Annotated in this window: 10 protein-coding genes; 6 read left to right on the forward strand and 4 right to left on the reverse strand. The window is 55.4% G+C overall.

Annotated elements, in window-relative coordinates; translation table 11 throughout:
• Positions 1-29: 29 nt before the first annotated feature.
• The 5 genes from EDF75_RS13285 to EDF75_RS13305 all read left to right on the forward strand — a co-directional run bounded on the left by EDF75_RS13285 (position 30) and on the right by EDF75_RS13305 (position 9233).
• Positions 30-1481, forward strand: coding sequence for a circularly permuted type 2 ATP-grasp protein (locus tag EDF75_RS13285; RefSeq protein ID WP_133599734.1), 1452 nt, complete (start codon positions 30-32; stop codon positions 1479-1481).
• A 5-nt stretch (positions 1482-1486) separates the two neighbouring features.
• Positions 1487-2431, forward strand: coding sequence for an alpha-E domain-containing protein (locus EDF75_RS13290; RefSeq protein ID WP_133599735.1), 945 nt, complete (start codon positions 1487-1489; stop codon positions 2429-2431).
• Positions 2428-5772 (forward strand): transglutaminase family protein, encoded by a 3345-nt coding sequence (locus tag EDF75_RS13295; protein ID WP_133599736.1) that lies wholly within the window; start codon positions 2428-2430, stop codon positions 5770-5772. The genes EDF75_RS13290 and EDF75_RS13295 overlap by 4 nt, the downstream gene beginning before the upstream one ends.
• Positions 5773-5931: 159 nt before the next feature.
• Positions 5932-8343, forward strand: a complete 2412-nt coding sequence (locus EDF75_RS13300) for a circularly permuted type 2 ATP-grasp protein (RefSeq protein ID WP_208113315.1) — start codon at positions 5932-5934, stop codon at positions 8341-8343.
• Positions 8340-9233 (forward strand): transglutaminase family protein, encoded by an 894-nt coding sequence (locus EDF75_RS13305; protein WP_133599738.1) that lies wholly within the window; start codon positions 8340-8342, stop codon positions 9231-9233. The genes EDF75_RS13300 and EDF75_RS13305 overlap by 4 nt, the downstream gene beginning before the upstream one ends.
• A 90-nt stretch (positions 9234-9323) precedes the next feature.
• Here the strand turns inward: EDF75_RS13305 and EDF75_RS13310 are convergent, their stop codons facing one another.
• The 4 genes from EDF75_RS13310 to EDF75_RS13325 all read right to left on the reverse strand — a co-directional run bounded on the left by EDF75_RS13310 (position 9324) and on the right by EDF75_RS13325 (position 13479).
• Entirely contained in the window at positions 9324-10085 is a 762-nt protein-coding gene (locus EDF75_RS13310; RefSeq protein WP_133599739.1) for an amino acid ABC transporter ATP-binding protein, read from the reverse strand.
• Positions 10086-10093: 8 nt separating this feature from the next.
• On the reverse strand, positions 10094-11194 hold the full coding sequence (locus tag EDF75_RS13315) for an amino acid ABC transporter permease (RefSeq protein ID WP_133599740.1): 1101 nt from the start codon (positions 11192-11194) through the stop codon (positions 10094-10096).
• 15 nt (positions 11195-11209) lie between these two features.
• Positions 11210-12388, reverse strand: coding sequence for an amino acid ABC transporter permease (locus tag EDF75_RS13320; RefSeq protein ID WP_133599741.1), 1179 nt, complete (start codon positions 12386-12388; stop codon positions 11210-11212).
• 65 nt (positions 12389-12453) lie between these two features.
• Complete coding sequence (locus EDF75_RS13325; RefSeq protein WP_133599742.1) at positions 12454-13479, reverse strand: amino acid ABC transporter substrate-binding protein; 1026 nt, start codon at positions 13477-13479, stop codon at positions 12454-12456.
• A 611-nt stretch (positions 13480-14090) separates the two neighbouring features.
• Here EDF75_RS13325 and EDF75_RS13330 point away from each other — a divergent pair.
• Positions 14091-14693, forward strand: coding sequence for a DJ-1/PfpI family protein (locus EDF75_RS13330; RefSeq protein WP_133599743.1), 603 nt, complete (start codon positions 14091-14093; stop codon positions 14691-14693).
• The last annotated feature ends 86 nt before the right edge of the window (positions 14694-14779 follow it).

Genomic DNA, 14779 nt, shown 5'->3' on the forward strand with positions numbered 1-14779 from the left:
ATCGGCGGTTTGATAAGGATACAATGCTGATGCATAAACTCATAAAAAACTACAAAGCCGACGTCTATTTCGACGAACTGATCGACCATGAGGGCAATCCCCGCCGTTCAGCACAGAGTTTGATTCAGTGTCTGGATTCGCTTGCGCCGGATGAACTTGAAAAACGTCGCCTGACGGCAGAGGCGACAATACAGGAAATGGGAATTAGCTTTACGGTGTATACCGACAAAGGAAATATCGACAGGATCTGGCCATTCGATATTATTCCCCGCACCATTGATGCTCAGGACTGGACGATAGCCGAAACCGGCCTGAAGCAGCGCCTTACCGCTCTGAACCGCTTTATCAATGACCTGTACAATGAACAACATTGCATCAAAGATGGCATCATTCCCGAATATATTATTAAGGAGTCGAAAAATTTTCGCCCTGAGTGTGTCGGAATGTCGCCACCTTATGGCGTCTGGGCGCATATTTGCGGGACCGATTTAGTCCGCGATGAAACCGGGCAGTTCTACGTGCTGGAAGATAACCTGCGGGTTCCCTCCGGCGTCTCCTATATGCTGGAAAACCGAGCCATCACCAAGCGCGTTCTGCCGGAGTTGTTTGAACGTGAGGATATCAAACCCATTGACGCCTATCCGGCACAGCTGCTGGAAACCCTGACGGCCCTGTCGCCCCGGCAGATTGAACGCCCGGAAATCGTGGTGCTGACCCCGGGGATCTATAATTCTGCCTACTTCGAACACGCCTTTCTGGCCCAGCAAATGGGGGTAGAGCTTGTGGAAGGAGCCGATCTGTTTGTTGGCGACGACGACTGCGTCTACACCAAAACGATCTACGGCCCGGAGCGGGTGGACGTCATTTACCGACGCATTGACGATATGTTCCTCGACCCGGAAGCCTTTCATCCCGAATCTGTTCTCGGGGTGCCTGGCCTGATGCGGGCATGGAAAGCCGGAAACGTGGCGCTGGCCAATGCTCCAGGCGCCGGGGTGGCGGATGACAAGGTCGTCTATGCGTACGTACCGGCACTGATTCGTTACTATCTGGACGAAGAGCCTATTCTGCCGAATGTGGAAACCTTCCTCTGCCAGAATGATGATGAACGGGAATACGTTCTGCAGAATCTGGATAAGCTGGTGGTGAAACCGGCTAACGAATCCGGCGGTTATGGCATGCTGGTCGGGCCGCACTCGACCAAAAAAGAGCAGCAGCTGTTTGCCGAGCTGATCCAGGCGAATCCACGCAACTATATTGCTCAGCCGACGCTGAAGCTCTCTACCGCACCGGCGCTCATCGCGAAAGATTATCTGGAGCCGCGCCATCTCGATCTACGCCCCTTCATTTTACAAAGCAAAGAGACTTACGTAACAACCGGTGGCTTGACGCGGGTGGCGATGAAAAAAGGCTCATTAGTGGTTAACTCATCCCAGGGCGGCGGGAGTAAGGATACCTGGATCGTGGAGAGCAAAAGATAATGAACATGCTATCAAGAGTTGCTGCGCGCCTTTACTGGAGCGCGCGTTATCTGGAGCGCGCGGAGAATATCGCGCGATTAGTCAGCGTGTATGACGATCTGCTTTACGATCTGCCACGGGATATCGCCGTTTCCTGGTATAACCTGATCGAAATTAGCAGCGGCGTCGCCCTGTTTGGCCAGCGCTATAAGATTAAAGACGAACGCAATGTGCTGAAGTTTATGCTGGCCGACGAGAGCAACCCTGACTCGCTGCTGTCGTCATTAAAAATGGTCCGTGAAAATATCCGCACCAGCCGCGATGTGGTGCCGGGAGAGATGTGGGAGCTGATTAATGAACTGGATCTGTACGCCAGACAGAACATCCGCCAGGGGATCAACCGCTCCGAACGACATACGTATCTTAATAACGTCATTGAAGGATGCCAGAAAATTATCGGCCTGCTGACCGGGTCGATGAGCCGCGATGCCGGCTGGCATTTTCTGAACATGGGGCGCTATCTGGAGCGCGCCGATATGAATACGCGCATTCTTGACGCAGCAAATTCCCTGATGATGCAGGCGCGTGAGGAAGAGAGCATCAAGTTAGGCCAGGTGGTGTGGTCTAAGGTCCTGAAATCGCAAAGCGCCTATCTCAGCTTTCGCCGGGTAATGCGCTGTTCGATTAAAGGCTCGCTGGTGGTCACGCTGCTCCTGACGGATGGGCATTTTCCCCGTTCGCAGCGCTATTGCCTGCAGCAAATCAAGCTGGCCGCCGCTGAGCTGCCGCGGGCGTCGGCCGTTTCGGATCACATCGACAGTCTTCTGCTTGCAACCCGGGGCGTCGATAATTCTCACGATCTGAACCGCGAATTTAGCCTCTACCTCAATGAGGTTCAGCTCAGCCTGATTGCGCTTCATCACCTGATTACCGATAACTGGTTTCATTTCCTGCAGGGGGATGCCGTATGACCATCCGGGTTGCGATTCAACATACAACGACTTATGAATTCGATCGTTTGATCAACGTGGCGCCGCATATTTTGCGCCTGCGCCCGGCGCCTCATTCACGTACCCATATACATGGCTATTCCCTGAAAGTGACGCCCGGGGACCACTTTATTAACTGGCAGCAGGATCCGTTCGGCAACTATCAGGCGCGGCTGGTGTTTCCTGAAAAAACGAAACGCCTTGAGTTCGCGGTGGAGGTGATCGCGGACATGACCGTGATCAACCCGTTTGACTTCTTTATTGAAGAGTATGCCGAGCATTTCCCCTTTGCTTATGATTCTTTGATGCAGGAAGAACTCGCTCCTTACCTTAAGGTCACCGAGCAGAGCCCTGAACTGGACGCGTGGCTGGATACCGTTGATTGCGAGGAAATGGTGCACATCGTGACCTTCCTGGTGCAGCTCAATAGCCGCCTGGCCAACGAAATTGACTATGGTATTCGCCTGGAGCCCGGCGTGCAGAGCTGTCAGGAAACGCTGACGTTGAAAAAAGGCTCGTGCAGGGATACCTCATGGTTGCTGGTGCAGATACTGCGTCATTTGGGGCTGGCAGCCCGCTTTGCCTCCGGCTATCTGGTGCAGTTGACTGCCGATGTGAAAGCACTCGACGGTCCCTCAGGCCCGGAACAGGATTTCACCGATCTGCACGCCTGGTGTGAAGTCTATCTCCCCGGCGCTGGCTGGGTGGGGCTGGATCCGACCAGCGGCCTGTTTGCCGGAGAAGGGCATATTCCTTTAGCCTGCACGGCCGACCCGCAGTCTGCGGCACCGATTACCGGCGCAACCGACCCGTGCGAATGTGAGTTCAGCTATACCAACATTGTCACACGCATTCATGAAGATCCACGCGTCACGCGGCCTTACAGCGAAGATGAGTGGCTGAACATCAACGCGCTGGGCCGCGCCGTAGACGTTGAGCTGCAGGCCAACGATGTGCGTCTGACCATGGGGGGCGAACCGACGTTTATCTCCATCGACGATATGGACTCCGCGCAGTGGAACACTGAGGCGCTGGGTAAGGACAAATTACGTCTCGCGAAAGACCTGCTGCTGCGGCTACAAGCTCAGTTCGGTCACGGGGGACTGCTGCACTATGGCCAGGGTAAGTGGTATCCGGGAGAAGAGGTTCCGCGCTGGGCGCTGGGGTGCTTCTGGCGCACCGACGGAGAGGCGCTGTGGCACGACCCGGCGCTCGTTGCCCGCGTCGATCGGGATTACGGTCACGGCATCGCTGATGCGGAGCGCTTTGGTCAGACGCTGTGTCAGCAGCTAGGCGTCGACGCCGGCTATTTGCAACCCGCGTATGAAGATGCGCTCTACTACCTGTGGCTCGAGCGCGCGCTGCCGGAAGGGGCCGACCCGAGGAAGGCGAATCTCGAGGATGACCTTGAACGGCGCCGGCTGGCCAGCTTGCTCAGCCGCGGTATGGAAAACGCAACGGGCTACATTCTGCCCGTCGAGTTTGATGGTCAACGGTGGCGGAGCAGCCGCTGGCCGATGCGGGGTGGGCTGATTACGCTGATCCCCGGGGACAGCGCCATGGGTTACCGTCTGCCGCTCAGTTCGCTGCCGCCACTTACCGAAGATGAGCGCGTTATCGAACGCGATCCTTTCGAGCCTCGCGAACCGCTGGCGGTTTTTGCGATCGGGGAAGGGGCGGCCACCACCATTGCCCAGCAGGCGTTGCAGCAACAAAAATCGGCAGTTAACGGCAGTACAAGCGTGGTCCGCACCGCGCTGTGTCTCGAACCGCGCGAGGGTAAGCTCCATCTGTTCCTGCCGCCAGTCACCCATCTGGAGAATTATGTTGCCCTGATTCATGCCGTCGAAGCGACGGCCAGCGCGTTGCAGCTGCCGGTGGTGATTGAAGGGTATGAGCCGCCAAAAGATGCTCGCTTGCAGAAGCTGCTGTTAACCCCCGATCCGGGGGTTATCGAGGTCAATATTCACCCGGCCAGCCGCTGGGACGAGCTGGTCCGCAATATTGAAACGCTCTACGAGCAGGCGCAGCAGACCCGACTGGGGGCCGAGAAGTTTATGCTTGATGGCCGGCACACCGGTACCGGGGGCGGTAACCACGTGACCTTAGGCGGGGCCACTCCTGCCGACAGCCCTCTACTGCGGCGTCCCGACCTCCTGCGTAGCCTGGTGACGTACTGGCAGCACCATCCGGGTCTTTCCTACTTATTCTCCGGAATGTTTATTGGCCCAACCAGCCAGGCTCCGCGTCCGGATGAAGGACGGGATGAAGCGCTTTACGAAATGGAGATAGCCTTTCAGAACATGCCGGAAGGGCTGGTTGATACCCCATGGCTGGTGGACAGGCTGATGCGCAACCTGCTGGTGGATATCACCGGTAATACCCATCGCTCAGAATTTTGCATCGACAAACTGTACGCGGCAGGCAGCAGTAGCGGCCGTCTGGGGCTGCTGGAGTTTCGCGGCTTCGAAATGCCGCCGCACGCGCGCATGTCGCTGGTGCAGCAGCTGCTGCTCCGTTGCCTGGTGGCGCGCTTCTGGAGCCAGCCGTATCACAAGCCGCTGGTCCGTTGGGGCACCCAACTGCACGATAAGTTTATGTTGCCGCATTTCGTCTGGCAGGACGTAAAAGAAGTGGTGGATGACCTGCAGCGGCATGGCTATCCATTTAAATTGTCATGGCTGCTGCCGTTTGAAGAGTTCCGCTTCCCGCACTATGGTCGCCAGCAAATTGATGATATTGAGCTCGAGCTTCGCTGGGCGATCGAGCCGTGGCATGTACTGGGCGAAGAAGTGACGCAGTCCGGGACCTCTCGCTACGTTGACTCCTCCGTCGAACGCCTGCAGGTGCGCCTGTCCGGTCTGACTGAAGGACGCTATGTGCTGGCGTGCAACGGCCGCCGCGTACCGCTGCGAGCGACCGGCAAGAAGGGGGAGATGGTGGGGGCGGTGCGCTATCGGGCCTGGGCGCCGCCATCGGCGCTGCATCCAACTCTTGGGGTGAATACCCCCCTGGTGTTTGACCTGATTGATACCTGGAACGGTCTTTCCATAGGTGGCTGCAGCTATCGCGTCAGCCACCCGGGCGGACGTCACTATGAGACGCTACCGGTCAACAGCAATGAAGCTGAGGCAAGGCGCGTCAATCGATTCTGGGATCATGGCTTCACCCAGGGCGTTTTGACGCCTCCTCCCGCATTCAGCGCGTTAAGGACATTCTATGAGCATGAGCAGGTTCCACGCCCTATGGCTCCGCCGGATGAAGAGCCGGGCGATGAATACCCGCATACTTTGGATCTTCGCAGGAAGTATACTAGGATTTAGCTTTGAGCCGGGTAATCAGAATACATGACAGCTTCTTTTTCTGAATCAATCACGCCGGCCTGTGAGCCGGCGTCTTTCTCTGTCGAACTCTCTACGACAGACGTCTATAACGAAGCTTGCGATCCGGCGAACATCATCCGCCCACACTGGACTGAGGTCATGAACAGCGTCGGCGAGATGGGTATAGAAGGGATGGAAAACCGTCTTCGTCAGGCCAGGCGTATTTTGCGCGATGATGGCGCAACCTATAACCTCAATGGCGATCCGCTGTCGCCAAACGTCTGGTCGCTGGACATCATTCCAAATCTGTTGGCGGAGGACGAGTGGTTAACCGTTGAACGCGGGCTGGCGCAGCGCTCGCTGCTTTTCGACCTGATACTTAAAGATTTCTACGGCGAACAGCGGCTGCTGAAAGAGGGCGTTATCCCGTCAGAAATCGTTTTCTCTCACCCAGGCTTTCTGCGTCAGTGCCACGGTATACGTTTGCCGGGCGCGCATAATCTCATCTTCCACGCAGTCGATCTCGTTCGCGGCGGTGATGGACAGTTTGTGGCTATTGGCGATCGTACCCAGGCGCCGAGCGGCACCGGTTATGTTCTTGAAAACAGAATCGCCGTTTCTCGCGTGCTGCCGTCGCTGTTTCGCAACAGCAACGTCCGGCGGCTTTCCGGCTTCTTTCACGCGCTGCGGCATACGTTAGCCGGTCTTGCCAGCCACAAAACAGAGACCCCGCGGATCGTGGTGCTGACGCCCGGGGCATACAGCAGTACCTATTTTGAGCATGCTTATCTCGCGAACTATCTCGGTTTTCAGCTGGTTCAGGGCGGGGACCTGACCGTGCGTAACGGCAGGGTGTGGTTGAAGTCTCTTAATGGCCTGTCGGAAGTTGATGTGATTTTGCGCCGTATGGATGATACTTATTGCGACCAAACGGAACTCCGTTCCGACTCACGGCTGGGCGTGCCGGGACTGCTCGAAGTGGTACGCAGCGGTAACGTCGTGCTGGCGAACCCTCTGGGCTCGGGGGTTCTTGAGGCGCCGGCGCTGCTGGCGTTTCTCGCAGAAATTAGTCAGTGTTTGCTTGGCGAACCGCTACTGATCCCGACGGTTAAGACCTGGTGGTGCGGTCGCGCAGAGGATCGCGATTTTGTGATCCGTAACCTTGAGCACCTGATAATCAAACCGTCCTGGCGCAGCTTTGATAGTAAAAGCATTTACGGTCATAGCCTGGACGATCACAATCGGATGCTCACCATTCAGCAGATCACCGCCAACCCGCACAACTACGTGGCTCAGGTATATATACCCGGCTCGCGCGTTCCGGTCTGGGATAAGCAACAAATTGAATATCGGCCCGGCATTTTCCGCGCGTTTACCGTCGCCACCCCGGAGGGGTACTGCGTCATGCCCGGAACGCTATCACGGGTAGCTGAGTCCGCTGATGAATTTATTGTTAGCGATTTATCCGGCGCGCGCAGCAAAGATACGTGGATACTGGGGGAAAAACCCGATATAGCGCAGCAGCCGCTGACGGACTCCATTCCTCGTGATGAGGGAAATCTGCCCAGCCGCGTTATAGAGAACCTGTTCTGGTTTGGCCGCTATGCGGAACGTGCCGAAATGAGCCTGCGGGTGATACGCACGCTTTTCAAACAGCTCAACGGGGTTGAGCTGTTTATGCCTGAAAGCCGCGACGTCCTGCTGGGGGCATTATTTCCGCTTACCGGCACATTGCCTGAAACGGACGCTGGCGGTGACCAGAATCATGAGCTTTCTTCGTTGGTTTGTGATGGCCAACGCGCCGGATCGATTAAATTTAATATCCAAAGCATGCTGACCTGCGGCGAGCAGGTAAAAGAGATGCTCTCGGCCGATACCCGAATTATTCTTAATGAGTTACGCGATTGTATTCGGGCGGTGGAGGTGGCCTATCAGGATGGGCTGCCGGAACTGCCGGAAGAGTCGCTGGACAATCTGGTCACCTCTTTACTGGCATTATCCGGGCTGAACCATGAAAGCATGCTGCGGGGAATGGACTGGCGGTTTCAGGAGATTGGCCGCCGCGCTGAGCGGGCGCGTCTAACCGCCATTTTACTCAAACACACGCTGACCCACGCTCTTCCTGGTTTACAGCAACAGCAAATTTTAGAATCGGTACTGATGAGCGTAGAGGCATTGATCTCTTTCCGTCGCCGCTACCGAGGACGAATGAACATCATTTCTGGTCTGGATTTATTGATGCTGGACGCCAGCAACCCGCGTTCCTTGATTTATCAGATCGATCGACTGCGTAAATATCTCCTCGAACTACCGCGACAGGACGGTCAGACTTCCAGCCTGACGTCCGACATGCGTCCGATAATGAAATCACTGACCGATATTCAACTGGCCGAGCTGGAGATGCTGGCGCAGGTCGATGAACAAACGGAGCTGCGTGGACGGCTGGATGCGCTCATGACGCAGATAATCAGCCAGCTGGAGCAGTTTACGACCCTGCTGAGCGACAAGTATTTCGATCACGCAGATGGACCGCAGCAGTTGATTAACGCGCAATGGAAGACTGACTTATGAAATACCGGGTACGTCATCTTACGGAGTACCAGTACAATTCACCGGTGACGTTATGCTACAACATGACGCATCTTCTGCCGCGCGATACGGCGAATCAGCGCTGTTTACTGCGTCGGATTACGGTGACGCCGATGCCCGTTTATCAGAGCGAGGGGAGTGATTATTTCGGCAATCTGACGTTTTATTTCTCAATCCAGGTTCCACACGACAAGCTAACCATTGAGATGGAAAGCTACTTTGATATTGACGAAATAGACCGCGCGAACCTGCTATATGACCACCCGCTGACCTGCGGTGAGTATCGTCGATTGCTGCATGAGTCCGGGACAGCGGATCTGCGAATGGCGAAAGAGTATCTGCTCGACTCCGGTTTAATCCGCCGTTCCGAACGGCTGGCCAGCTATGCTGCCGATATTTTTCACGATAATGCTGGGGTGATCCAGGCGGCGATGGACTTTACGCATCGTATTTTTACGGAATTTACCTTCGACCCGGTTGCGACCAGCGTCACTACGCCACCCGAGCAGGTTTTAGAGGAAAAGCGCGGCGTCTGCCAGGATTTTGCCCATCTGGCGATCGCTTGCCTGCGCTCTGTCGGCTTACCCGCGCGTTATATCAGCGGCTATATTGAAACGCTGCCGCCAGAGGGACAGGAAAAACTCGTCGGGACCGATGCGTCACATGCCTGGTTTGCCATTTTTATCCCTGATATCGGCTGGCTGGAGTTTGATCCGACCAACGATCTCATGCCGCAGGGGCAGCATATCGTCACGGCGTGGGGAAGGGATTATGCCGATGTGACTCCGTTACAGGGCGTTATTTTCGATGGCGGGGCAACGCTGGCTCTGGAAGTGGCGGTTGACGTGCAGCGCGACTTCTCCCCTGATTGATCGTGATTTGATCGTGATGCGCTAAACGAACGCTTAAATACCCCTCAGCGTCGGCAGAGCGGGTATTTAAGCGGTAAGGTCCTTTAACGTTTAGTGAATAACCTGCGACAGAAACGCGCGGGTACGTTCCGATTTTGGATGGGCGAAAAACTCCTGCGGCGGAGCCTGTTCGACAATCTCGCCGCGGTCCATAAAGATAACCCGGTCCGCCACCGTGCGCGCAAAGCCCATTTCATGGGTGACGCACAGCATCGTCATGCCGTCTTCCGCCAGGCCAATCATGGTATCGAGCACCTCTTTGACCATCTCCGGATCAAGCGCTGAGGTGGGTTCATCCAACAGCATGATTTTTGGCTTCATGCACAGTGAACGGGCAATGGCCACGCGCTGCTGCTGACCACCGGAGAGCTGCCCCGGGAACTTATGCGCATGCTCAGCAATACGGACGCGCTGCAGATAGTGCATTGCCAGCGCTTCCGCTTCCTTCGTTGGCATCTTACGCACCCAGGTCGGCGCCAACGTGCAGTTCTGCAAAACGGTCAGGTGAGGGAAAAGATTAAAGTGTTGGAATACCATGCCAACTTCAGTCCGCACCCGTTCTATGTTGCGGACATCATCGTTGAGATGAATGCCATCAACGACGATACGCCCTTGCTGATGTTCTTCCAGGTGGTTGATGCAGCGAATGGTGGTCGATTTACCCGAGCCGGAGGGGCCGCAGAGAACAATCCGCTCGCGGGGCTTCACCTGCAGGTTAATATCTTTCAATACGTGAAACTGACCGTACCATTTATTCACATTTTCGAGCGAAATCATCATCGCTTCAGCAGAATTAGTCATAGAGTGTGTCATGTAAAACCTCAGTGCGATGTACGCCCGGTGTGAAAGCGCTTCTCCAGATACTGGCTGTAGCGCGACATGCTAAAACAGAAAATCCAGTAGACGAGGGCGGCAAAAACGTAGCCCTCCGTCGACATGCCAAGCCAGGTGGGGTCAACCGTTGCCTGCTGTACGCTGCTGAAAAGATCGAACAGGCCGATGATGATCACCAGGCTGGTGTCTTTAAACAAAGCGATGATGGTGTTGACCAGTCCGGGGATGGTGAGCTTGAGCGCCTGGGGGAGAATGACCAGAAACTGCGTTTTCCAGTAGCCCAGCGCCAGCGATTCGGCCGCTTCATACTGCCCTTTGGGCAGCGCCTGTAATCCGCCGCGCACCACTTCCGCGATGTAGGCCGACTGGAACAGAATAACCCCGACCAGCGCGCGCACCAGCTTATCGATGGTGGTGCCTTCGGCCATAAACAGCGGCAGCATCACCGATGACATAAACAGCACGGTAATCAGCGGCACGCCGCGCCAGAACTCGATAAAAATCACCGACAGAGTGCGAACGACCGGCATGGTTGAACGACGTCCCAGCGCCAGCAAAATGCCCAATGGCAGCGCCCCGGCAACCCCGACGGAAGCGATAATCAGCGTCAGCGTCAGGCCACCCCACTGGCGGGTCTCGACGCGATCGAGGCCCAAAAAACCGCCGTACAACAGGACCCAGACGAGGATGGGATAGGCCACCGCCCAGCAGGCGATATAGCGGCCCCGGCGCGGCATAGATTTGATAAACATCGGAATGATGGACAGAAGGCCAATCACCAGCGCGAGGTTGATACGCCAGCGGAGCTCGTGCGGATAGAGCCCGTACATAAACTGGCCAAAGCGCGCGTGGATAAACACCCAGCAGGCGCCTTCTTTGGTACAGTCGGCGCGGGTTGTACCCAGCCAGTTTGCCTTGAACACCAGCCAGTTCAGAGCCGGGGGGATCAGGGTCCAGATAATCCACAGGCACAGCAGCGTCAGCAGCGTATTGAACCAGCTGGAGAAGAGATGCTTACGTGCCCAGGCCCAGGCTTTACTCGCCGGGTTGGTGGGGGCCGGGGGAGTTTCATGTGTGGTAACAGACATAGTCATTCCGTTCTCTTAACGCTCAACCAGCGCGATTTTGCGGTTGTAGATGTTCATCAGCAGCGAAATTATCAGACTGATGATCAGGTAGACCGCCATGGTGATGGCAATGGTCTCGATAGCCTGGCCGGTCTGGTTCAGCACCGTACCGGCAAACAGCGAGACCATATCCGGGTAGCCGATCGCCGCCGCCAGCGACGAGTTTTTCACGATGTTGAGATACTGACTGGTCAGCGGCGGAATGATGACCCGCATTGCCTGGGGGATGATCACCTGCCGCATGGTCACCGGATTCGGCAAACCTAGCGAACGGGCCGCTTCACTCTGTCCGTGCGGGACCGACTGGATACCGGAGCGAATCACTTCAGCAATAAACGAAGAGGTGTAGATCGACAGCGCCAGCGTCAGCGAAGCCAGCTCCGGGATCATGACGAACCCACCGCGGAAGTTAAATCCGCGAAGCTGCGGGACATCCCAGTGGGTGGCGGCGCCAAACAGCAGATGGGCTATCAGCGGGAAGACGATAATCATCGCGGCGGCTGCGGGCCACGTGCGGCGCAGCTGCCCGGTCTTCAGCTGGTGCTGGCGGTTGTAATGCCGTAATCCGATGCTGCCGGCGATCGCCAGCGCCAGGGCGATAACGAATGGCCAGCTGCCTGGCGCATAGGTTGGCCACGGGATGTAAAGACCGCGGTTGCTGACAAACGCCAGATCGAATGCGCTTAATGCCTCGCGTGGGCCAGGGAGATTACGCAGCACGGCGAAATACCAGAAGAAAATCTGCAACAGCGGCGGAATATTGCGGAACGTCTCGATATAAATGGTCGAGAGCCTGCGCAGCAGCCAGTTATCAGACAGACGCGCGAGACCGACAAAGAATCCGAGAATGGAGGCAAAAACAATGCACAGCGCGGAAACCAGCAGGGTATTGGTTAACCCCACAAGGAAGACGCGCGCGTAGGTGTCACCTTCTGTGTAATCAATCAGGTGTTGGATGATGCCGAAACCGGCGCTACGCTCAAGAAAACCAAAACCGGATGTAATACCGCGATTGGCCAGGTTGATCACCGTGTTGTGGATCAGATATCCCACAACGGCAAACACGACGACAATGGCGGCTATCTGGTAAAGCCAGGCGCGAACCGTGGGATTACCGAACGAAAAATCCCTTTTTACGGTTGGGCGTTGAGACATGTTGAAACCTCAATGAAAAAAGCGCATTGGGTACCGCAGGGTGCGGTACCCGACTGGAAGGCAGATTAGCGTACCGGCGGTGCGTACTGGATGCCGCCCTGGTTCCAGAGCGCATTCTGGCCGCGCGCGATTTTCAGAGCGCTGTCTTTACCGACGTTGCGGTCAAAGCTCTCCTGGTAGTTACCGACCTGTTTAATAATGTTGAACGCCCATTTATTGTCGAGCTTCAGGTCTTTGCCAAAGTCGCCCTCAGAGCCCAGCAGGTGAGCGATGTCCGGGTTGGACGGTTTTGCCGCCATCTGATCGACGTTTTTCGAGCTGATCCCCATTTCTTCCGCATTGAGCATGGCGTACAGCGACCATTTAACGATAGTAAACCAGTCGTCATCCCCGCGGCGCACGACGGGCCCCAGAGGCTCTTTCGAAATAACTTCCGGCAGAACGATAAACTCATCCGGTTTGCCCAGCTTAATACGCAGCGCGTACAGCTGAGACTGGTCGGAAGCCAGGGTGTCGCAGCGGCCGCTGTCGAGCGCTTTAGCTGATTCGTCAGAGCGGTCGAAGGTCACCGGCGTGTATTGCATTTTGTTGGCTTTGAAGTAATCGGCTACGTTCAGCTCGGTATCCGTACCGGCCTGGATGCAAACGGTGGCGCCATCCAGCTCTTTAGCGCTTTTGAGGCCAGCCTTTTGATGGGTCAGGAAGCCGATGCCGTCATAATAGTTGACGCCCGCGAATATGAACCCCATACCGCCGTCGCGTGAAGAGGTCCAGGTGGTATTACGCGACAAAATATCCACTTCGCCGGATTGCAGGGCGGTAAAGCGCTCTTTTGCCGTCAGCGGGGTGTATTTAACCTTGCTGGCATCGCCAAACACCGCCGCCGCAGTCGCGCGACAGACGTCGACATCAATCCCGGTGAATTTGCCGTTAGCATCGGCGTAAGAGAAGCCGGGCAGACCATCACTGATACCGCATTGAACAAACCCTTTCTTCTTAATTGCATCCAAAGTGGTGCCAGCATGTGCCTGCTGTGCGACCACGAACAGAGAGGCCGCGGCGACAAGGGTGGAGAACATTATATTTTTCATAAATCATCCTGTGTGGATAAATCGTGTTGTTATGTGGTTGTGTTGAGCACTGTACCGTGCGTTTTTTCCAGTGGCGGTCCGCCGTTTTCGTTAAGGCAATTTTGATGCCATGTTTATAGATCGCTGAAATTCATAGGAAGAGCGCTTTGTTATCTGAATCATCAGCAAAGTTACGCTTACTGATGAGCACTAAAAGGGAACAAGACGAGTCATGGTGGGCAAAATGAGTGCAAAAGTTTCACGATAAGAAAGCAGCGTGCGTGGCGAAGAGGGGCGCATGCTGACGGGCGCGCGCGATTTACCGATAAAACCTCAGAGTATTAACTGCAACTATCGTTACCATTAAGAGGGTTGCTGTTTCATTAGTTGCGAATACAAAGGTGGCAACACGCCGGGTATCATCCGCGATAACTGGCATCAGTTCATGCCCAAGGTGCCAGGGTAATGTTTAATTCGTATTGGCAACATTCAGCACCGACTGATAATAATATCGTGAGTGTAAAGCACCGTGCGAAAGCTCGGTTAGAATTGCCGGTTTTAGCCTGGCGCTGATATTCGTTGGCGCAATAACTATTTTTCCTGTTTCTACGCACTATCGAGGGAGTTAATCTATGTCGATACAGGTCGGGATCTATATTTTTGATAATGTTGAAGTCCTCGATTTTGCCGGGCCTTATGAAGTCTTCACCTGTGCCTCCAGGGTTCATCGCGGCGAGATACCGTTGTTTAACGTCTTTACGGTAGGCGAAACGCGGGAAACCATACGGGCACGCGCAGGACTGAAACTTTCCCCTGAAGCCACGATAGATAATCATCCCCCCATAGATTGCCTGATTATCCCCGGCGGGATTGTTGATGCGGAGCTGGCAAAGAGTGGCGTCATTGAATGGATATACCAGCAGTCGTTAAAAACGGTAATTACCGCTTCAGTGTGTACCGGATCTTTTTTGCTCGCTAAATCCGGCATCTTATCCGCTAAATCCGCCACCACGCACTGGGAGGATATTGCAGATTTCCGCATGATGTTTCCACAAGTCAAAGTAAAAGAAGGGTTACGCTGGGTAGATGAGGGCGCCATTGTATCCTCCGCCGGGATTTCAGCGGGCATTGATATGAGTCTACATTTAGTCGAACGCTTTTCTGACAGAGCGCTTGCGGAGCTTACCGCGAAACAGCTGGAATTTGACTGGACCGAGAACAAACCGACGATTTAGGGTGCTGATAGCTTCGAGCCCGCAGGCTCTTTGCTGGGCTAATCGCCTTAGCCGGCGCCGGGTGACCGTAGCGGGCGCGGCAGTGA

The sequence above is a fragment of the Klebsiella sp. BIGb0149 genome (assembly GCF_004362605.1).
Classification (GTDB): Bacteria; Pseudomonadota; Gammaproteobacteria; order Enterobacterales; family Enterobacteriaceae; genus Klebsiella; species Klebsiella terrigena.

Bases quoted from the DNA above. Each gene is read 5' to 3' on its own strand.
- EDF75_RS13285 (WP_133599734.1), top strand. From the start codon at position 30: ATGCATAAACTCATAAAAAACTACAAAGCCGACGTCTATTTCGACGAA.
- EDF75_RS13290 (WP_133599735.1), top strand. From the start codon at position 1,487: ATGCTATCAAGAGTTGCTGCGCGCCTTTACTGGAGCGCGCGTTATCTG.
- EDF75_RS13295 (WP_133599736.1), top strand. From the start codon at position 2,428: ATGACCATCCGGGTTGCGATTCAACATACAACGACTTATGAATTCGAT.
- EDF75_RS13300 (WP_208113315.1), top strand. From the start codon at position 5,932: ATGAACAGCGTCGGCGAGATGGGTATAGAAGGGATGGAAAACCGTCTT.
- EDF75_RS13305 (WP_133599738.1), top strand. From the start codon at position 8,340: ATGAAATACCGGGTACGTCATCTTACGGAGTACCAGTACAATTCACCG.
- EDF75_RS13310 (WP_133599739.1), bottom strand. From the start codon at position 10,085: ATGACACACTCTATGACTAATTCTGCTGAAGCGATGATGATTTCGCTC.
- EDF75_RS13315 (WP_133599740.1), bottom strand. From the start codon at position 11,194: ATGTCTGTTACCACACATGAAACTCCCCCGGCCCCCACCAACCCGGCG.
- EDF75_RS13320 (WP_133599741.1), bottom strand. From the start codon at position 12,388: ATGTCTCAACGCCCAACCGTAAAAAGGGATTTTTCGTTCGGTAATCCC.
- EDF75_RS13325 (WP_133599742.1), bottom strand. From the start codon at position 13,479: ATGAAAAATATAATGTTCTCCACCCTTGTCGCCGCGGCCTCTCTGTTC.
- EDF75_RS13330 (WP_133599743.1), top strand. From the start codon at position 14,091: ATGTCGATACAGGTCGGGATCTATATTTTTGATAATGTTGAAGTCCTC.